An 18,014-nucleotide genomic window follows, 5' to 3' on the forward strand; every position below is an offset into this window, starting at 1 on the left:
GGCCGTCTGCCCGCCCCCTTGCGGCCACCGTGCCGGTCAACCTTTGAGCAGCGCCTTGATGTCGTGCACCAGGGCGTCCACCCCGATGTTGTTGTTGGCCAGCACCCGCGATTCGCCCTTGCCATCCAGCAGGTAGAACGCCGCGGTGTGGTCCATCGTGTAGTTGCCGTCCTTGGTGGGCGCCTTGGCGTAATACGCCTTGAACGCCGCCGCGGCCTTCTTGACCTGGTCAGGCGTGCCGGTCAAACCCAGAAATCGGGGGTCGAATGCCGTTACGTATTGCTTGAGCACCTCGGGGGTGTCGCGCTCGGGGTCCACGGTGATCAGCAGCACCTGGACGCGTTCAGCGTCGGGCCCCAGTTTCTTCATCACTTCGGTCAGTTCGGCCAGCGACGTCGGGCAGACGTCCGGACACTGCGTGAAGCCGAAGAACACCACCACCACCTTGCCGGCAAAATCCTGCAACTGGCGCGTCTTGCCGTTGTAGTCCGACAGTTCAAGCCCGCGGCCCAGCTGCGTGCCGCTGATGTCGCTGCCCTTGAACGCGGGCGCATTGTCGCCGCAGGCGGCCAGGGCGGCGGTGAAAGCAGCGGCCGTGGCCAGGCGCAAGGCCAGGCGCCGGCTGGCGGAAAATACGGACATCGACAACCTCCAGGGGGTCAGCGCAGCAGGGCGACCCAGTGGTCCACCAGCAAGGCGCCGAACAGCAGCGCCAGGTAGAGAATGGAAAAACGGAACATGCTGCGCGCCAGCTCGTCGCTGTAGGCGCGATACAGACGCCAGGCGTAGGACACGAACATGCCGCCCAGCACCAGCGCCGACGCCAGGTACAGCACGCCGCTCATGCGGATCGCGTAGGGCAGCAGCGTGGTGGCAAGCAGCGCAATGCTGTAGAGCAGGATATGCAGGCGGGTGAACTGCTGGCCGTGCGTGACGGGCAGCATCGGCAGGCCGGCCTTGGCGTAATCGTGGTTGCGGTACAGCGCCAGCGCCCAGAAGTGCGGCGGCGTCCAGATGAAGATGATCAGGACCAGCACCCAGGCTTCGGCCGGCACGGAATCGGCCACCGCCGCCCAGCCCAGGGCCGGCGGCATGGCGCCGGACAGGCCACCGATGACGATGTTCTGCGGCGTGCGCGGCTTGAGGATGATGGTGTAGATCACCGCATAGCCCACGAACGTGGCGAATGTCAGCCACATGGTCAGCGGATTGACCAGGGTGTACAGCACGAACATGCCGGCGCCGCCCAGCAGGCCCGACAGGCTCAGCACCTGGAACGCAGAAATGGTGCCGCGCGCCGTCGCGCGCCGCGCCGTGCGCAGCATGCGGGCGTCGACTTCCTGCTCGATCAGGCAATTGATGGCGAACGCGGCCGCGGCCAGCAGCCAGATGCCGATGGTGCCGAACAGCACCCGGCGCATGTCCGGCACGCCGGGGACGGCGAGAAACATGCCAATCACCGCGCAAAACACCGCCAGCTGCGTGACGCGCGGCTTGGTGAGTACGAAGTATTGGCGGAACAATCCGGTTTGGGGAGCGGCAAGACTGGTCATCATGGACCCTATTTTAAACGCGCACCGAATTGGGGCCGTAGCCCCCGGCGGGCGGCTGGCCGGCCGTGGCCAATCGCACCATCAACACCACCGCGGCCAGCGTCAACCCCGCCGCCCCGCCATTGTGCAGCACGGCGATCAAGAGCGGCCACTGGAAGAAAATGGTGGTCAGGCCGGTCAGCAACTGGGCGCCCAGCAGCGCCAGCATCAGCGTCGCCGGCCCGCGCAGCCCGGACTCGGCCCGCAGGCGCCAGGCCAGGATGCCCAGGTAGGCGAACACCACGAAAGCGAAATTGCGGTGCACCCAATGGATGGCCGTCAGCGCCGGCTGCGAGATCATTTCGCCGGAGGGCAACTCGCCCAGGCCCCGGATGATGGAATAGCCGCCATGGAAATCCATGTCCGGCACCCATTTGCCGTGGCACATGGGAAAGTCCATGCAGGCCAGCGCGGCGTAGTTGGTGCTGACCCAGCCGCCCAGGGTCACCTGGATCAGCAGCAGCAGAAAGCCGCCCACCACCCACGGCTTGAAACGCGCGGCCGCAGCCGCCACGGCCAGGTGCGGCCGCTCGCGCGCCGACAGCCAGGTCATCAGCGCCAGCACCGACAGGCCGAACACCAGGTGTGCGGTCACGACGGCGGGCATGAGCTTGTGCGTCACGGTCCAGGCGCCGAATGCCCCCTGCACGCAGACGGCCACCAGCGTCGTCACGGCCAGGGCCGGCGAGCGGCCCAGTTCGCGGCGGTAGCGCCAGGCCATGTAGACGATGGCGATGATCAGCATGCCCAGAATGGTGCCGACGTAGCGGTGGATCATTTCGATCCAGGCCTTGGACAGTGTGACCGGGCCGAACGGCATCGCCTGCGACGCCTGGTGGATGTCGCCCATGGCGCCCAGCGGGGTGACCTTGCCATAGCAGCCGGGCCAGTCCGGGCAACCGAGCCCGGAATCCGTCAGGCGCACGAAGGCGCCGAACATGATCAGGTCCAGCGTCAGGAACCAGGTGAAGAATACGAGCTTGCGATACCGCGCTTTGATGCGTTCCATGGAATTCAACTAAAAACTCAATCAACCGATGCGCGAGTTATAGACCAGCTTGCTGATGTCCTTGCGCACCTTCACCCCGTCGGCGTCGGCGGGATACTGCATCATCAGGTTACCCAGGGGGTCGACCACCCAGATCGGCGCCTGCAGGCCGGGCTGGCCCGCGGCCGTGTCGCGCGCCAGCAGGTAGCGCGCCAGTTGGTCCGGATCGGCGCGCAACATGATCGTGCCCTTGTAGGCTTCCAACACCTTGTCGGGCACCGGCCCGTCGTCGGTAATGAACCATACCCGCGCCAGCCGGTCGACGTTCTTGCCCTGGCTGGCGTGCGTATTGCGGGTGATGTAGAGCTTGCGGGCGCAGCTTTCGGGGCAGGCCGCGCCGTCGGCTGCGACGAGCAGCCACTTGCCCTTCAGGCTTTGCAGGTCGAAAGGCTTGCCATCCAGCGTGGTCAGCTTGAGCGCCTCGGGCGCCGGCATGGGTCGCTGCGGCGTCACCAGCTCGCCATAATTGCTGGCGTCCTCGGGCCACCACTGCGGATTCATGTAGACGACGAACGCCGCCACGATGGGCGCCAGCGTGCACAGGAACACCAGCACCATCGGCACCAGCGAACGCTTGGCGGGTTTGGAAGAAGTCAGGTCGCGAGCCACGTTTTTATGGGTCCTGTTGTGGTGAAAGCCAGGCGGTCAGGCCGCCGGATCCTTGGCCGCGCGTTGGCGCATGCGCTTGATGGCGCCCCCCAGCACCACCAGCCAGGCGATGGCGGCGAACAAGGCAAACGAAAACCACTGCACTGCGTAGAAAGTGTTCTTCTGGAAATCCACCGATGGCTCGGGCCAGTCGTGCACGAGCGCGTCGTTTTCACCGGTGCCGAACTGGCTCACCACCACGGGCAGGAGCGTCAGCCCGGTGGCCTTGGCGTAGGCGTCCAGCGGCAGGTTCTGCACCTGCGGCACTGTGCCGCCGGCCACCGGCAAAGTGGCGGGCAGGGCGGAGGCATCGTTGCCGCCCAGCGACCAGATTTCGAACATGCGCGGCACGCGTTCGGACAATTCGCCCTTGATGGTCTGGTCGCCCTGCGGCGTGGCCGGCAGCGTCGGGGCGCCCTGGCCCTGGATCACGCGCGGCAGCCAGCCGCGCAGCACCAGCACCGCGCTGCGGCTGGGGCCATCGAGCAGCAACGGCGTGGCCAGCCAATAGCCCGGGCGGCCCTCGTAGTTGCGGTTGTCCAGCAGTACACTGAACTGCGGCAGCCACGTGCCCGTGGCCTGCGCCACGCGCCAGGGTTTCAGGTCGCCTGGCGGGGTGGACGGCGACAGCGCCAGCGGCGCTTGCTTGCGGCCGGCTTCGATAGCCGCCAGAATGGCGCGTCGCTCATCGGCGCGCCGCAACTGCCACTGGCCCAACGACGTCAGGATCACCACGGCGATCCCAAGCAGAAGTAAAGCGGCTACGGTGTAGCGAGTCGAATGCGGTCGGGCCATTTGTCTTCAATAACTCTGATTTGTCCGGAGACCATCATGCGCGTTTTCGTCGTTCTGGCCTTCATCGGTATCCTGGCCAGTCTGGCATCCGCCCTGGTCTACCTGATGCGGGACAAAGGCACGACCAGCCGCACGGTCAATGCGCTGACGGTGCGCATCGGCCTGTCGGTGGCCCTGTTCCTGTTCGTGCTGTTCGCCCACCACATGGGCTGGATCGAAAGCACCGGTTTTAGATAGGCCGGCTCCCGGCGGGTTCCCTGCGCGCCGGGCGGTTACGCCGCCCGGGCCAGCCGTATTGGAACACGGACTGCCGTCGTGCGAAGGGCGAGACCCGCGGCGCCGGTATTTCCCGGCGGCCCGCAAGCCTCGCCCCGTTCAGCCGATCGGCCCGGGCCCGGCAGCGCCGGACCCGTCCCTTAGAACCAGTAGACGAACAGATACAGGCCCAGCCAAACCACGTCCACGAAGTGCCAGTACCAGGCCGCGCCTTCGAAGCCGAAGTGATGGTCGGCGGTGAAATGGCCGCGCATCAGGCGGATCAGGATGACCGTCAGCATCGTGGCGCCCAGGATCACGTGGAACCCGTGAAAGCCGGTCAGCATGTAGAACAGCGACCCATAGGCGCCCGAATTGAACTTGAGGTTCAGCTCGGTATAGGCGTGGTGGTATTCGGCGGCCTGGCAGGCCACGAAGATGAAGCCCAGGATCACCGTGGCGGCCAGCCAGAACATGGTCTTGCCGCGATGGTTTTCACGCAGCGCGTGGTGGGCGATGGTCAGCGTCACGCCCGAGCTGAGCAGCAACGCGGTGTTGATCGTGGGCAGCCAGAAGGGGCCGACCGTCTGGAAGTGCTCGACCACGCCCGCGGGGCCGAAGTTGGGCCACACGGCCTGGAAGTCGGGCCACAGCATCAGGCGGTGGTCCATGTCACCCAGCCACGGCGTGGTGATGGTGCGCACGTACCAGAGGGCGCCGAAGAACGCGGCGAAGAACATCACTTCCGAGAAAATGAACCAGCTCATGCCCCAACGGTAGGAACCGTCGATGCGCTTGCTGTTCATGCCGGCTTCGGATTCCTGGATGGCGTCGCCGAACCAGTAGTACAAGACGACGATCAGCGCGACGAATCCCGCCAGCACCGACCATTTGGCCCAGCTTACGCCGTTGATCCAGCCCGCGGCGCCCAGGCCCATGAGCAGCAGCGCCACGGCCGTGCGCACGGGGTGCCCCGAGTCGGCGGGCACGAAGTAGTACGGTGCCTCTTTTCCTTGAACCGAGTGGCTTGCACTCATGGCTTTCTCCCTGGTACTGATTTATAGAATTAAGTGATTCAAGTCAGGCTGGATACGGCCCAACGCACAATTAACACCAGCACGGTCACGAAGATGGCCGCCGCCAACAACCCCGCCACGATCACATGGACCGGATTGAGCCGGGCGCTGTCCTCGCGATAGCCTGCGCCCTTGCGGACACCGAAAAACCCCCACGCCACCGCCTTCATCGTCTGAAGAAAGCTCAGCTTGCGCTGGGCGGATTCGCGCAGGTCGTCGCTCATGGCTAGCCGCCGACAGCCTTGCCCGTCAACAGCGCCGATCCGCGAAATACGGTCCAGGCAAACACGGCAATGACGAATACCAGCAGAATCAGTCCTGCGATCTTGTTGCGACGGCGCTGCTCGGGTGTCATTGCTATGCTGCCTGTTGCGTTGTAGGGATCGGACTTACTTGACTTCGGGCGGCGTCTCGAAGGTATGGAACGGCGCCGGCGACGGCACGGTCCATTCCAGCCCTTCGGCGCCTTCCCACGGCTTGGCCGCGGCGACTTCGCCCTTGCCCATGTAGCAGCGCAGCACTGCCCACAGGAAGATCAGCTGCGACAGCCCGAACCAGAAGGCGCCGATGGTGGCGATCTGGTGGAACGTCGTGAACTGCGCGGCGTAGTCGGCGTAGCGGCGCGGCATGCCGGCCAGGCCCAGGAAGTGCATCGGGAAGAAGGTCACGTTGAAGGAAATCAGCGTCGACCAGAAATGCAGCTTGCCCAGCTTTTCGCTGTACATGCGGCCGGTCCACTTGGGCAGCCAGTAATAGGTGCCGGCGAACAGCGCGAACAGCGAACCGGCCACCAGCACGTAGTGGAAGTGCGCCACCACGTAATACGTGTCGTGCACCTGGATGTCGATGGGCGCCACGGACAGGATCAGCCCGGTGAAGCCGCCCATGGTGAACACGAAGATGAAGCCGATCGAGAACAGCATCGGGGTTTCGAACGTCATGGACCCGCGCCACATGGTGGCAACCCAGTTGAACACCTTCACCCCGGTCGGGATGGAGATGAGCATGGTCGCGTACATGAAGTACAGCTGCCCGGTCACCGGCATGCCCGTCGTGAACATGTGGTGCGCCCACACGATGAACGACAGCACGGCGATCGACGCGGTGGCGTACACCATGGAGGCGTAGCCAAACAGCTTCTTGCGGGCGAAGGCGGGCACGATGGCCGACACGATGCCAAACGCCGGCAAGATCATGATGTAGACCTCGGGGTGCCCGAAGAACCAGAACACGTGCTGGTACAGCACCGGGTCGCCGCCGGCCGCGGCGTTGAAGAAGCCCGTGCCGAAGTGACGGTCGGTCAGCACCATGGTGATGGCGGCGGCCAGCACCGGCATCACGGCCAGCAGCAGGAACGCAGTGATCAGCCAGGTCCAGCAGAACAGCGGCATCTTCATCAGCGTCAGGCCGGGCGCGCGCATGTTCAGCACGGTCACGATGATGTTGATCGCGCCCATGATGGACGAGGCGCCCATGATGTGCATGGCGAAGATGGCCAGGTCCATGCCCGGGCCCATCTGCAGCGACAGCGGCGCGTACAGCGTCCAGCCGGCGGCGGTGGCGCCGCCCGGCACGAAGAACGAGGCGGTCAGCATGATGGCAGCAACCGGCAGCAGCCAGAAGCTGAAGTTGTTCATGCGCGCGAACGCCATGTCCGATGCGCCGATCTGCATCGGGATCATCCAGTTCGCAAAGCCCACGAACGCCGGCATGATGGCGCCGAACACCATGATCAGGCCGTGCATCGTGGTGAACTGGTTGAACAGCTCTGGGCGGAAGAACTGCAGGCCCGGCTCGAAGAGCTCGGTGCGCAGCAGCAGCGCCAGCGTCCCGCCCTCGAGCAGCATGACGAACGAGAAGATGAGATACATCGTCCCGATGTCTTTGTGGTTGGTGGCGAAAAGCCAGCGGCGCCAGCCGGTCGGCATGGCGTGGTGGTGGTCATCGTGACCGTGGCCGTGGCCCGGCGACACGTGGTCTACAGTGACGCTGCTCATGATGGACTCCTTCCTGCTGAGTGCCGGCCCCGTTCCACGGAACCGGCAGGGTATCTCTAACTAAACGGAACCAGCTCTGACGATGGGAAAACGCGGTGCGCTCAACGCGCGGCCGTGACATCCTTCGGCATCACTGTCGGGTCCTGCCCCTTGCCGGCGTTGCTCCAGGCATGGCGCGTATAGCTGATGACCGCGGCGATTTCGACATCATTGAGCTGCGGACCGAACGCCGCCATGGCGGTGCCGGGTTTGCCCTTCAGCACGGTGTTGATCTGGGCCGCCTTCGGGCCCAGCACAACCTTGTCTCCGTCGAGCGCGGGGAAGCTGCCCGGGATGCCCTTGCCGTTGGCCTGGTGACAGGCCACGCAATTGGCGGCGAAGACCTTCTCGCCACGGGCAACCAGTTCGGCTTCCGTCCACTCTTTATTGGGATCGTCGGCGTTTGCCGCCATCTTCTTCTTTTGGTCTTCGACCCACTTGTCGTAGTCGGCCTGCGCCAGGACTTCCACGACGATGGGCATGAAGGCGTGGTCCTTGCCGCAGAGTTCTGCGCACTGGCCACGGTAGATGCCGGGCTTTTCAGCACGGAACCAGGCATCGCGCAGGAAACCGGGGATGGCATCCTGCTTGACGCCGAAATCGGGGATCATCCAGGAGTGGATGACGTCGGCCGCGGTGAGGACGACGCGAACCTTCTTGTCCACGGGCACCACCATGTGGTTGTCCGTTTCCATGAGGTAGAACTCGCCCTTGGCCTCGCGGTTCTCGATCTGGGCGCGCGGCGTCGACAGCGTGGCGAGGAACTTGATGCCGGCGGCGGAGCCATCGAGATATTCGTAGCCCCACTTCCATTGGTAGCCGGTGACCTTGACGGTGAGATCGGCGCTGGAAGTGTCTTTCATGGCGACGACCGTCTTGGTGGCCGGCAGCGCCATGGCGATGACGATGATGAAGGGGATGACCGTCCAGGCCACTTCCACGCCAAGATGTTCGTGGAAGGTCGCCGGCTTGTGGCCGCGGGACTTTCGATGCGCCCAGATGGAGTAGAACATCACTCCGAAGACGCCGACGAAAATCACGATACAGATCGTGAGCAGCATCCAGTGCAGCCACATGACATCACGCGTGATCTGCGTGACGCCTTCGTGCAGGTTCAGCTGATTGACCTTCGGGCCGCCGGGCATGTCTTGCACCTGAGCGCCGGCCACGCTGCCAATCAGCATCGCACAAGCCCCCAGTATCCCTCTCCACTTCTTCATGCTTACCTCGAAACACGGCGCGAGGGCCCTTGTCGCCTAGTGGCACGGATGTCACTGCAACAGGACTACGCGCAATTATTAGATGGCAGGGCTAGGCAGGGAGATAGAGCGGCCCCCGCATTCCCACTCGAAATCACAAAGAAACTGGCGGATTATAGCGGACGCACAAATAGATGTAAGTTTGTGCTCTTGAATTCATGGTACCCGCCCCCATCTGGCCGACCCCTATTGACGCGCCAGGCAAACAGGGTGGCATAAAATCCCGCACAGTCTCATCACGACGGCCCCACGATGCCCAAGCAGTTGTCCGATTTGTATGCCGACCTGAGCGCGCGCGCCCAAGAGCCCGCCCCCGTGGGCGCACACGCTTTATATATAGCGGGGCGCCGCTGCGGCTGGGCCACGCATGCGGCGTGCGATGCCCTGCACGGCGCGGATCACATCGAGGCCGACGACGACGCACTGCGCATCGGCGCCGCGCTGGCTCCCGGTGCCGCGCTGGACGCCGTGCTCGAACAGGCCGCGCAACTGTTGCGCCAAGCCAACTGCCTGCGTGGCTGGCGGGATGAATTGCTGGACGTCCTGGACGGCGACACCGCCATCGGCGCCATCGAGCGCGCGGCGGTACGGCCGCTGGGCCTGTTGACCAAGGCCGTGCACCTGAATGCCTGGACGCCCGACGGCCGCGTCTGGATCGCGCGCCGCTCGCTCAGCAAGTCCACCGACCCCGGCATGTGGGACACCCTGGTGGGGGGACTGGCGGGCAGCGGCGAAGACCTGGAAGCCGCGCTGGTGCGCGAATGCGGCGAAGAGGCCGGCCTGGATGCACCCGACCTGGTGGCGCGCACGCCGCTGCGCACCATCTTGCGCATCCACCGCCGCCTGCCCGAGGGCTACCAGGTGGAAGACGTGCTGACCAGCACCTGTGTGCTGGCAGCCGACGCCCGTCCCGCCAACCGGGACGGCGAAGTCATGGAAATCGCCGCCGTCGACGTGGCCACGGCGGTACGCCGAGTGGCCGACGGCGAATTCACGCTGGAAGCGGCGCTGGTGATTCTCGAAGACATCATGCAGCGCCAGGCCGCCGGCGAAATCTGACGCGCCGGCCTGCCCGCGGCCGCGCTAGCGCGGCTGCACGCCGGGCTCGCCCAGCAGCGGGTCGCGCCGCGAGGCGTCATCCGCGGCCCCATCCCCCGCCTGCAACTCCCCCTGCGCAAGCGGGGCGGGCCGAGCGGCATCGGGCTGGATAACCTCGTGCGGGCTGACGCCATGGTCGCCGGCCTCTCGCAGTGCACGCGACGCTTGCACATCGATACCGCCCGTATCCGCCAACCCCGCCCCCGCGGCCTCGGCCGCCTCGGCGGCCTGCGAAGGCGTCGGCACGGAAGCCGGAGCAGGCACCACGGGCGCCGGCGCGGCGTTCGCCTGCGAAAACTGCTTCCAGACCTCGATGGCGCGCAACCGCTGCTTGGCCACCACCTGGATGCGCTCACGCAAATGCTCGTCACGCGCCAGCAGCGCGTGGAAATCCCGCGACGACAGCATGAGCAGCTTGCTGTAGCCCAGCGACGTCACTTCCGGCGCAATCTGCTGCTCGCCCAACAGGCCCAGTTCGCCAAAGAATTCGCCGCTGCCCAGCTCGATCATGGTGTTGTCTGGCAGGTGCACCGCCACGGCGCCCGAGGCCACGAAACACATTTCCTCGCCGTGCCGCCCCTTGGTCAGGACCCGCTGGTCGGGCAGCGCCAGGCGCGGCTTGAGCAGCTTGCTGATGGCCCGCAGCGAATCGGCCGACAGGCCTTCGAACAGCGGCACGCGGTTGATCAGGTCGGCCGCGCTCATTTCGATGTCCAGCGGCGGATGCGTGTCGATGTGCGCCCAGCGGCTCTTCAATTGCGCCATCAGGTCGGCGTAGACCTCGCCGCTGATCAGGAACTGCTCGAGCATGTCGCGATAGCGGATGCGTTCAAGCTCGCGGGCCACGCGGCCCAGGTAGCTTTCCTGCAGCCACTGGGCATACGAGGGATATTGCAGGTTCAGCGCCTGCATGGCGTTGTCGATCAGGTCCAGCCGCCGCTGGTGCAGCGACACGATGCGCTGCGTGGCGGCTTCGCCCAGCAGGGGCGTGATCTGTTCGCGCGCGAATACGATCAGGCGCTGCGCGACCGACCGCTTGCTCATCAGGTTGGCGAACCGCTGTCCCAGCTCGCGCGCCAGCCAGCCCTGGAAGCCGAACAGGTAATGCAACCGCAACGCCAGCCGGAACCCGGTGGAATAGCGTACGTCCGCCACGATGGCCCGTTCGAAACCGGGCACGCCGCCCATGCGGATGGCATCCTCCAGCCGTTCGGCCCGTGCCAGCAGCGCCTCGGCCATGCGCCAGTCGACGATTTGCGCCTTGAGAACGTCGAAGAACATTTCCTCTTCGCGCTGCGCCACGATCGCCAGGCCCACCGATACGCGCTGCTCGTCGCTCATCTGGCTGACCTGGCCGTCGTGCACGCTGGTCAGGCTGGCGTCGAACACGGCGCGGATGCGGTCGCGCACCTCGGTGCCGATGTGTTCGGTCTTGGCCACTTCGTCGGTCTTGCCCTGCAGGTCCTCCAGCGCCACCGCCAGCGCCTGGTTGCGGATGGTGCGTTCCACCGGCGACAGCTGGTTCAGCCCCAGCATGCGGATCAGCGGCCGCAGGCTGATGCCATTGACGAACAGCGTCAACAGCACGAAACCGGTGGTGGCCACGGCGATGAACTGGCGCGCCTCTTCGGGTACCCCCGTCTGCTCGGTCACGGCCAGCGCCAACGCCAGCGACACGGCGCCGCGCAGGCCGCCCCACAGCATCACCACCTTATAAGGATTGCTGACCTTGGTGCCCAGCCGGGTCAGCCCCAGCAGGGGCAAGAGGCCGAACACCACGATCGCACGCGCCACCAGGGTCACCACGAACACGACGCCAACCAGCACCAGTTCCTGCCAATCGGCCGCGGCCATCAGCTTGGGAATCAGCATGGCCGCGAACAGGAAGATGAGGGAATTGGCCCAGAAACCGAATTGCTCCCAGGCGCTGGACAGGTATTCGAAGGTGGTGGGCGACATGCGCGTGCGCCCGGTCGAGCCGACCACCAGGCCGGCGATCACGGTGGCCACCACGCCCGACACGTTCAAGTAGTGCTCGGAAATGAAGAACGACAGATAGGCCAGCGTCAGCGTCAGCGTAATCTCGGCGGTGGGAAAGCCGCGCAGCCAGGCGAACAGGAAACAGGCCAGGCGCCCCATGGCAAAGCCGGCAATGCCGCCGCCGATGAAGTGCACGATGAAGTCGTTGAAGATGCCGCTGACGGTCAGTTCGCCGTGGCCACCCAGAACGGCCAGCAGCACCGAATACAACGCGATCGACGCCGCGTCGTTGAACAGGCTTTCGCCCTCGACCAGCGTCGTCAGGCGCTTGGGGGCCCCGACTTCGCGGAAGATGCCCACCACCGCCACCGGATCGGTGGTGGCCACGATGGCGCCCAGCAGCAGGCACACCACCAGGCCATAGGGTGAAATGGCGTCCAGCGTCACGCCCACCACCACCGTGCACACCACGACGGCCACGATGGCCATCATCAGGATCGGCCCGATGTCGTCCATCAGCCGGCGCACGTTCATGGACAGCGCGGTCTCGAACAGCAGTACCGGCAGGAAGACCATCAGGAAGGTCTCGGACGAGATCTCGAAGCGTTCCAGCGAATCCAGGAAATCGCCGATCCAGCTGGGCGCCCAGCCGTGCACGTGCACGATGATGCCCAGCAAGCAGCCGACGATAGCCAGCAGCACCGAATAGGGCAGCTTGAGGCGACCGGCCAGGGGCGGCATGAAGCACACCAGCGTCAACAGGCCGGCCAGGCCGAATACGAGAAAACCTACATCCATGGAAAACGCCGCGTCCCGATCATGAAGCTTGTGAGAAGTTCCACAAGAATAGCGGGTTTTCGTGCAAGTCCTGCCGCGGGCGCCTGCACCACCACGTTTCGTTACGCCATCCCTGCCACCGGGCATGCGCCGAGCCGCGACTTTTTCGGTAAGGTAAGGGCCGTGCAGAACTTTGCAGGAGCCGCACTTGGCACGCGTCCACACCCTGGCCCGGCGCAACGATCCCCCGGCCATGCTTGTCCAATTGACCGATTGCCATCTGTTCGGCGAGCCCGAAACCGTGATGCTGGGCGTCAATACCGACGCCAGCCTGCGCGCGGTGCTGCGCCAGATCGAGGCCGACGGCAAGCATCCCGACCTGCTGCTGGCCACCGGCGACCTGTCCCAGGACGGCGAGCCCGCGGCCTACCGCCGCCTGGCGGCCACCCTCGGCTCGGCCCCGGCGCTGGAAGGCGCGCAGATCCGCTGCCTGCCCGGCAACCACGACCTGCCGGCGGCGATGCGCCAGGAACTGCCCCAATGGTCGGCGCCCGTGACGGACGTGGGCGCCTGGCGGGTGGTGTCGCTGGACACCACCGTGCCGGGTTCGAACGCCGGCCATCTGCCCGACAGCCAGCTGGACTTGCTGGAAGCCGCCCTGGCCGAGGCGCCCGGACGGCACACGCTATTGGCCATGCACCACAACCCGATGCAGATCGACAGCCACTGGCACGACTCGATGATGATCGACAATCCGCAGGCGCTGTTCAAGTTGTTGACGCGCTGGCCGCAGGTGCGCGTGCTGCTGTGGGGCCACGTGCACCACGAATTCGATCGCCGCCGGCACAACCTGCGCATGCTGGCCACCCCATCCACCTGCTTTCAGTTCAGCATCCGCGACGGCAAGCATGTGGTGGACAACCTGGCGCCGGGCTATCGCTGGATCAAGCTCTATCAAGACGGCTCGATGGCCACCGGCGTGCGGCGCGTCCAGGATGCCCTGTGGCATACGGCGCAGGCCGAGCCGGGCAGCGAGCAGGCGGCTTAGCGACCTGGTGCGTTTGGCGCGCGCAATAAAAAACGGGGCACCATATGCGTGGTGCCCCGCAAGCATCCGTCTCATAGGGGAGGGGAAAGAGGAGAAGCCGAGACGGATGACAAGACTGCCAACCAAAGTTTGCGGTCTACGTGAAGTTAGGCGGTGCGCACCTCATTAAGTTTCTGGAATCGCGCGTTATTTCGCGATGAATTTGTATCAATTTATTGACATAGGGAAGGGTTTGGCACGAGCGGCCTGCGCCCCGCCTCGCGGGGTTGCACCCGCAAATGAAAAGGGCTGCACACGGCAGCCCTTTTACGTGGTGCGACGCAAGCATCAGGCGGCGAGGTTGCCGCGCATTTTCTTCAGTGCAGCCGCTTCGATCTGGCGGATGCGTTCGGCGGATACGCCGAATTCCTGGGCCAGTTCGTGCAGCGTGGCGCCGCCGTCGTCTTGCAGCCAGCGGGCTTCGACGATGCGGCGCGAGCGCGCATCCAGCGCTTCGAGGGCACTGGACAGCCCCGTGCTTTGCAGCTGATCGCGTGCGGCGCGTTCCAGCACGCGGGTCGGTTCCTGGCGGCCTTCGTCGGACAGGTACGCGATGGGCGCGTAGCTGTCGTCATCGTCATCCTGGTTTTCCAGCGACATGTCGCGGCCGGACATGCGCACTTCCATTTCGCTGACGTCTTCGCGGCGCACGTTGAGTTCGCGCGCGATGTGGTCGACCTGTTCGGGGTCGAGCGTCTGGCCGTCGGGGCGCATGCTGCGCAGGTTGAAGAACAGCTTGCGCTGGGCCTTGGTGGTGGCCACCTTGACCAGACGCCAGTTGCGAATGATGTATTCGTGGATTTCGGCCTTGATCCAGTGCACGGCGAACGACACCAGGCGCACGCCGCGCTCGGGATCGAAGCGCTTCACGGCCTTCATCAGGCCGACATTGCCTTCCTGGATGAGGTCGGCGTGAGGCAAGCCGTAACCCAGGTACTGGCGAGCTACCGACACCACCAGGCGCAGGTGCGACAGCACCAGTTCGCGCGCGGCGCCCAGGTCTTCCTGGTCGCGCAGGCGACGGCCCAGTTCGGTCTCGCGCTCGGCGGACAGGACCGGCAGGCGGTTGACTGCGGAAATGTACGCGTCGATCGTGCCGAGTGCGCCCGGATTGGCAATGGCCAACGCCAGGGCGTTGCCGGAAGCGGCCAACGAGGTACTGGGTTGTTTCATAGCGGCGGTCTCCGGAGAGCGAAGGGGTAAAAACATGGATTCGATGTTAGCACTCTAGTAAAGGGAGTGCTAATTCGACTATTGCGGCGCGTCAAAGTTTCCTTCTCGCAACGCGTCCCCAATTTAAATTCATAACCGCCCGCCTGCCTGGCCGCCCCAAGGGCGGGCAGCTCCCGCGCGGGGCTCCCCCTACCAGCCCAGGCGTTTGAGGCCCTCGGCGGTGGACTCGCCGTCCGGCCGGACGAACAGGGCGCCGCGGGGGTCCAGGAAGACCTGGTATTTCGCGCCGTCGAAAAGCGGCATGTAGGCCGCGCTGCCGAATTGGACATCGACGAAGGGGAACCAGTTCGGGAAACTTTGCTTGAGCTGGCCCAGGTCCGGCGCGGGCCAGTCGTCCAGCGCGTGCACCGAGCGCGTGGCCGAGGCTTCGCGCGCCGTGTCGCTGTAGCGGCCGGACAGGCGCTCGAGGCGGTACAGCGGCGGCACGCCGGCCATCAGGGCCGGCAGGCGCCAGCGCACGACGCGGGCGTCGATCTGCCACTGGTCGCCGTACAGCACGTATTGCCGGGCGCCCACGCCCGGCGCGGTGGCGCTGACCTGGAACTGGCCATCGGCCTGCTGGCGGGCCTCGATCCGGGCGACCGGCTGGTCGGTGGTCAGCCTGAAGAACTGCACCAGGGACAAGGCCAGCAAGCCGGACACGCCGCCCAGCAGCAACAGCATCAGGCCGAACAGGCGCCGCACCGGGCGGAACTGGAAGGTGCGACGGCCGCGCTCGTCGCGCGGGCCGCCCTTGCCCAGGAGCATGGCGATGCCCGGCAGAAACAGGACGATCGCGGCCAGCAGGATCCAGACGAAGGGAGCGATTCCGTTGATCAAATCAGGCGGTCCTTAACAAGAACGCCGGGACGGGCAGTCTGGTGCACACGGCGCCGACAGCCTGCCCCGGCAGGCTGCCCAGTATAGAAGCGAGACGTCAGGGGGCTGGCTTTCCAAGCCGCTCGACGTGAAACCGGATGTGATCTTCGATGAACGTCGAGATGAAGTAGTAGCCGTGGTCGTAGCCGTCCTGGCGACGCAGGGTCAGGGGCTGGCCCGCAGCGGCGCAGGCGGCTTCGAAAACCTCGGGATACAACTGTTCGGCCAGGAATTGGTCTGCCGTGCCCTGGTCGACCAGGATGCCGCCGGGGAAGGGCTGGCGCAGGCCGCGCATCAACAGGGAAGCGTCATAGGCCGCCCAGTCGTCCGGATTGTCACCCAGGTAGGCGCCGAACGCCTTTTTGCCCCAGGGGCACTGGCTGGGCGCGGCAATCGGCGCGAAGGCCGACACCGAGCGGTACTGGCCCGGGTTGCGCAACGCCAGCACCAGTGCGCCGTGCCCACCCATCGAGTGGCCGAACAGGCCGACCCGCGCGGCGTCGCCTGGCAGGGCACGGGTGATGATGCCGTGCAGTTCCCGCGTGACGTAGCTGTCCATGCGGTAGTGGCCGCGCCAGGGCGCGGTGGTGGCGTCCACATAGAAGCCGGCACCGGTGCCAAGGTCCCAGCTTTCGTCTTCGCCCGGCACGCTGGCGCCGCGCGGACTGGTGTCGGGCGCCACCAGCATCACGCCCAGTTCGGCGGCCAGGCGCTGGGCGCCCGCCTTGATCATGAAGGTCTCTTCGGTGCAGGTCAGGCCGGCCAGGTAGACCAGCGCCGGCACGGGGCCCTGCTCAGCCTGGGGCGGGACGAACACCGAAAAACGCATCGGCAGGCCGATCTCGGCCGAATCGTGGCGGTAATAGCGCTGCGTGCCGCCAAAACAGCGATGCTGGGAAATGAGTTCCAGGGCGGCGGGCATGAGCGATCTCCGGGGGCTGAGGCTGAAATGAACACGGTCGGGATTAGGGTATATCCACGGTACGACGATCCGTCGCCGAATGTTAACCTGCCCGAAACGGGGTCCTTCTTATAAAAAGTATCGATTCCGTGCCCATATTGTGATCACGGGGCTTGACCAGCGTCCACCGTGGCACTATTTATATAAGTACGAGAAGACAACCCGTTCTTCTGGAAGCGCAAGCCCTGACACTATGGCCCGTCTGCCCCGTCTGTACGCCCCTGGGCTGCCCCAACTGGTGCAGGCCAACTTCATTCAGCCGCTGGCGGCGCCGTCCCAGCCCGCCCCGGCCGATATCCTCAACCAACTTGCCGCGTGGCTGGGCGAATCCGCCCAGCGCCACCGGGTCTCGGTCCATGGCTGGCTGCTCGCCAACGACCGCATTCTGCTTTTGGCCACGCCCGCCGACGAAGAAGGCCTGCCGCGCCTGATGCAGACGCTGGGCCGCAACCTGGCTGCGCGCCTGCGGGGCGGCCGCGTCTTCGCGGGCCGCTACCGGTCTGCATTGCTCGAGCCGGGCGCCTGGGTGCTGCCCGCCCTGGTCTGGCTGGAAACCTACCCCGTGCGCAGCGGCGCCTCGCAAGATCCCGATTCCTGGCCCTGGTCGTCGGCCTCCAGCCATACCGGCAACACTTCGGCCGCGCCGGCACAATGGCAGTCCGACCACGCCGACTACTGGGCGTGTGGCAATACGCCGTTCGACCGCCAGGCCAATTACCGCAAGCGCCTGCAAGACGGCCTGTCGCGCGAAGAAACGCAGCGCATCGACCAAGCCGTCTCCGGCCAATGGGCGTTGGGCGGCGCGAACTTCATCGCCAGCCTGGCGCACACCGCCAGCCGCCGCGTCGCGCCCGGGCAGCGTGGCCGCCCGCGCAAGAAGCCGGCCGCGCCCGCTGCCGACACCGAACAGGCGGCGACGCCTGCTCCCGTCTCGCCGCCAACCCCGTCCGGTTCGACTTCCTGACACAGCGCCTTCGGGCGCTTTTTTTTCATTGCCGACACGTGGTAAGCCGCCGCCGGCCGCTTGCGTTCGTGCCTGCCGACGCTGTTCTCCGCAGCGTCCCGGTGACGCGAAAACATCAAAATAAACGGGGACGAAAGATCGGGAAAATAGGGATTTCACTACCCTTGGCCTGGCCGCACGGAAGGCGTGCCCTCGCCAAGCCTTATTTGGCAAGGGCTTTGATACGTCACCATATTAATGCTCTATGTCGGTGCATTCTTTTAATTAGGGTCACACCCCTTATATTCCTGTTGCACCCTACTGTTGGCGGGGGTATTGTCCGTCTCCTGCACTGCAACATTACGACG

At 65.4% G+C, this 18,014-nt stretch carries 18 protein-coding genes; 4 read left to right on the forward strand and 14 right to left on the reverse strand.

Translation table 11 applies throughout. The features are described 5' to 3' along the window. Positions 1–36: 36 nt before the first annotated feature. The 5 genes from AC6LJ2_RS08620 to AC6LJ2_RS08640 form a co-directional block, all read right to left on the reverse strand. Positions 37–642, reverse strand: coding sequence for an SCO family protein (locus tag AC6LJ2_RS08620; RefSeq protein WP_263912841.1), 606 nt, complete (start codon positions 640–642; stop codon positions 37–39). A 17-nt stretch (positions 643–659) separates the two neighbouring features. Then, positions 660–1,553, reverse strand: a complete 894-nt coding sequence (cyoE, locus tag AC6LJ2_RS08625; RefSeq protein WP_263912913.1) for a heme o synthase — start codon at positions 1,551–1,553, stop codon at positions 660–662. Positions 1,554–1,566: 13 nt separating this feature from the next. After that, positions 1,567–2,601, reverse strand: a complete 1,035-nt coding sequence (locus tag AC6LJ2_RS08630) for a COX15/CtaA family protein (protein WP_263912840.1) — start codon at positions 2,599–2,601, stop codon at positions 1,567–1,569. Between the two features lie 21 nt (positions 2,602–2,622). Beyond that, positions 2,623–3,198 carry an SCO family protein gene (locus AC6LJ2_RS08635; protein ID WP_263912912.1) on the reverse strand — a complete coding sequence of 192 codons (576 nt, stop codon included), beginning with the start codon at positions 3,196–3,198 and terminating at the stop codon, positions 2,623–2,625. Between the two features lie 87 nt (positions 3,199–3,285). Next, on the reverse strand, positions 3,286–4,083 hold the full coding sequence (locus tag AC6LJ2_RS08640; RefSeq protein ID WP_263912839.1) for an SURF1 family protein: 798 nt from the start codon (positions 4,081–4,083) through the stop codon (positions 3,286–3,288). Between the two features lie 36 nt (positions 4,084–4,119). Here AC6LJ2_RS08640 and AC6LJ2_RS08645 point away from each other — a divergent pair, with 36 nt between their 5' ends. Beyond that, positions 4,120–4,320, forward strand: a complete 201-nt coding sequence (locus AC6LJ2_RS08645) for a twin transmembrane helix small protein (RefSeq protein ID WP_025139905.1) — start codon at positions 4,120–4,122, stop codon at positions 4,318–4,320. A 179-nt stretch (positions 4,321–4,499) separates the two neighbouring features. Here the strand turns inward: AC6LJ2_RS08645 and AC6LJ2_RS08650 are convergent, their stop codons facing one another. The 5 genes from AC6LJ2_RS08650 to coxB form a co-directional block, all read right to left on the reverse strand. Continuing rightward, positions 4,500–5,375: a cytochrome c oxidase subunit 3 gene (locus AC6LJ2_RS08650; protein WP_199168027.1), complete on the reverse strand. Its 876-nt coding sequence runs from the start codon at positions 5,373–5,375 to the stop codon at positions 4,500–4,502. 38 nt (positions 5,376–5,413) lie between these two features. Beyond that, positions 5,414–5,638 carry a DUF2970 domain-containing protein gene (locus tag AC6LJ2_RS08655; RefSeq protein ID WP_006392371.1) on the reverse strand — a complete coding sequence of 75 codons (225 nt, stop codon included), beginning with the start codon at positions 5,636–5,638 and terminating at the stop codon, positions 5,414–5,416. Between the two features lie 2 nt (positions 5,639–5,640). Continuing rightward, positions 5,641–5,769, reverse strand: a complete 129-nt coding sequence (locus AC6LJ2_RS08660) for a cytochrome oxidase small assembly protein (protein ID WP_025139907.1) — start codon at positions 5,767–5,769, stop codon at positions 5,641–5,643. Positions 5,770–5,803: 34 nt separating this feature from the next. Further along, complete coding sequence (gene ctaD / locus AC6LJ2_RS08665) at positions 5,804–7,411, reverse strand: cytochrome c oxidase subunit I (protein WP_199168025.1); 1,608 nt, start codon at positions 7,409–7,411, stop codon at positions 5,804–5,806. 101 nt (positions 7,412–7,512) lie between these two features. Then, complete coding sequence (gene coxB / locus AC6LJ2_RS08670) at positions 7,513–8,670, reverse strand: cytochrome c oxidase subunit II (protein ID WP_263912838.1); 1,158 nt, start codon at positions 8,668–8,670, stop codon at positions 7,513–7,515. A 291-nt stretch (positions 8,671–8,961) separates the two neighbouring features. Here coxB and AC6LJ2_RS08675 point away from each other — a divergent pair, with 291 nt between their 5' ends. Further along, positions 8,962–9,768, forward strand: coding sequence for an NUDIX hydrolase (locus AC6LJ2_RS08675; RefSeq protein ID WP_263912837.1), 807 nt, complete (start codon positions 8,962–8,964; stop codon positions 9,766–9,768). Positions 9,769–9,792: 24 nt separating this feature from the next. Here AC6LJ2_RS08675 and AC6LJ2_RS08680 read toward each other — a convergent pair whose 3' ends face one another. Next, positions 9,793–12,585: a cation:proton antiporter gene (locus tag AC6LJ2_RS08680; protein ID WP_498151192.1), complete on the reverse strand. Its 2,793-nt coding sequence runs from the start codon at positions 12,583–12,585 to the stop codon at positions 9,793–9,795. 187 nt (positions 12,586–12,772) lie between these two features. Between AC6LJ2_RS08680 and cpdA the strand changes: the two genes are divergently transcribed. Next, positions 12,773–13,612, forward strand: a complete 840-nt coding sequence (gene cpdA / locus AC6LJ2_RS08685; protein ID WP_498151193.1) for a 3',5'-cyclic-AMP phosphodiesterase — start codon at positions 12,773–12,775, stop codon at positions 13,610–13,612. Between the two features lie 327 nt (positions 13,613–13,939). On the opposite strand, the gene rpoH is transcribed toward cpdA, so the two are convergent. From rpoH to fghA, 3 genes are all read right to left on the reverse strand, one after another. Continuing rightward, on the reverse strand, positions 13,940–14,824 hold the full coding sequence (rpoH, locus tag AC6LJ2_RS08690) for an RNA polymerase sigma factor RpoH (RefSeq protein ID WP_445657967.1): 885 nt from the start codon (positions 14,822–14,824) through the stop codon (positions 13,940–13,942). 189 nt (positions 14,825–15,013) lie between these two features. Beyond that, positions 15,014–15,703, reverse strand: a complete 690-nt coding sequence (locus AC6LJ2_RS08695) for a hypothetical protein (protein ID WP_175193299.1) — start codon at positions 15,701–15,703, stop codon at positions 15,014–15,016. A 97-nt stretch (positions 15,704–15,800) separates the two neighbouring features. After that, positions 15,801–16,664 carry an S-formylglutathione hydrolase gene (gene fghA, locus AC6LJ2_RS08700; protein WP_263912833.1) on the reverse strand — a complete coding sequence of 288 codons (864 nt, stop codon included), beginning with the start codon at positions 16,662–16,664 and terminating at the stop codon, positions 15,801–15,803. Positions 16,665–16,896: 232 nt separating this feature from the next. Between fghA and AC6LJ2_RS08705 the strand changes: the two genes are divergently transcribed. Next, positions 16,897–17,667 carry a hypothetical protein gene (locus tag AC6LJ2_RS08705; RefSeq protein ID WP_263912832.1) on the forward strand — a complete coding sequence of 257 codons (771 nt, stop codon included), beginning with the start codon at positions 16,897–16,899 and terminating at the stop codon, positions 17,665–17,667. Positions 17,668–18,014 lie beyond the last annotated feature (347 nt).

It is taken from the genome of Achromobacter sp. 1014246743 (genome assembly GCF_059760725.1).

Excerpts from the sequence above, each read along its gene's own strand:
- AC6LJ2_RS08675 (WP_263912837.1), top strand. The coding sequence starts at position 8,962 with ATGCCCAAGCAGTTGTCCGATTTGTATGCCGACCTGAGCGCGCGCGCC.
- coxB (WP_263912838.1), bottom strand. The coding sequence starts at position 8,670 with ATGAAGAAGTGGAGAGGGATACTGGGGGCTTGTGCGATGCTGATTGGC.
- AC6LJ2_RS08705 (WP_263912832.1), top strand. The coding sequence starts at position 16,897 with ATGGCCCGTCTGCCCCGTCTGTACGCCCCTGGGCTGCCCCAACTGGTG.
- AC6LJ2_RS08655 (WP_006392371.1), bottom strand. The coding sequence starts at position 5,638 with ATGAGCGACGACCTGCGCGAATCCGCCCAGCGCAAGCTGAGCTTTCTT.
- ctaD (WP_199168025.1), bottom strand. The coding sequence starts at position 7,411 with ATGAGCAGCGTCACTGTAGACCACGTGTCGCCGGGCCACGGCCACGGT.
- cyoE (WP_263912913.1), bottom strand. The coding sequence starts at position 1,553 with ATGACCAGTCTTGCCGCTCCCCAAACCGGATTGTTCCGCCAATACTTC.
- AC6LJ2_RS08620 (WP_263912841.1), bottom strand. The coding sequence starts at position 642 with ATGTCCGTATTTTCCGCCAGCCGGCGCCTGGCCTTGCGCCTGGCCACG.
- AC6LJ2_RS08680 (WP_498151192.1), bottom strand. The coding sequence starts at position 12,585 with ATGGATGTAGGTTTTCTCGTATTCGGCCTGGCCGGCCTGTTGACGCTG.
- AC6LJ2_RS08650 (WP_199168027.1), bottom strand. The coding sequence starts at position 5,375 with ATGAGTGCAAGCCACTCGGTTCAAGGAAAAGAGGCACCGTACTACTTC.
- rpoH (WP_445657967.1), bottom strand. The coding sequence starts at position 14,824 with ATGAAACAACCCAGTACCTCGTTGGCCGCTTCCGGCAACGCCCTGGCG.
- AC6LJ2_RS08660 (WP_025139907.1), bottom strand. The coding sequence starts at position 5,769 with ATGACACCCGAGCAGCGCCGTCGCAACAAGATCGCAGGACTGATTCTG.
- AC6LJ2_RS08635 (WP_263912912.1), bottom strand. The coding sequence starts at position 3,198 with ATGGTGCTGGTGTTCCTGTGCACGCTGGCGCCCATCGTGGCGGCGTTC.
- AC6LJ2_RS08630 (WP_263912840.1), bottom strand. The coding sequence starts at position 2,601 with ATGGAACGCATCAAAGCGCGGTATCGCAAGCTCGTATTCTTCACCTGG.
- AC6LJ2_RS08645 (WP_025139905.1), top strand. The coding sequence starts at position 4,120 with ATGCGCGTTTTCGTCGTTCTGGCCTTCATCGGTATCCTGGCCAGTCTG.
- AC6LJ2_RS08640 (WP_263912839.1), bottom strand. The coding sequence starts at position 4,083 with ATGGCCCGACCGCATTCGACTCGCTACACCGTAGCCGCTTTACTTCTG.
- fghA (WP_263912833.1), bottom strand. The coding sequence starts at position 16,664 with ATGCCCGCCGCCCTGGAACTCATTTCCCAGCATCGCTGTTTTGGCGGC.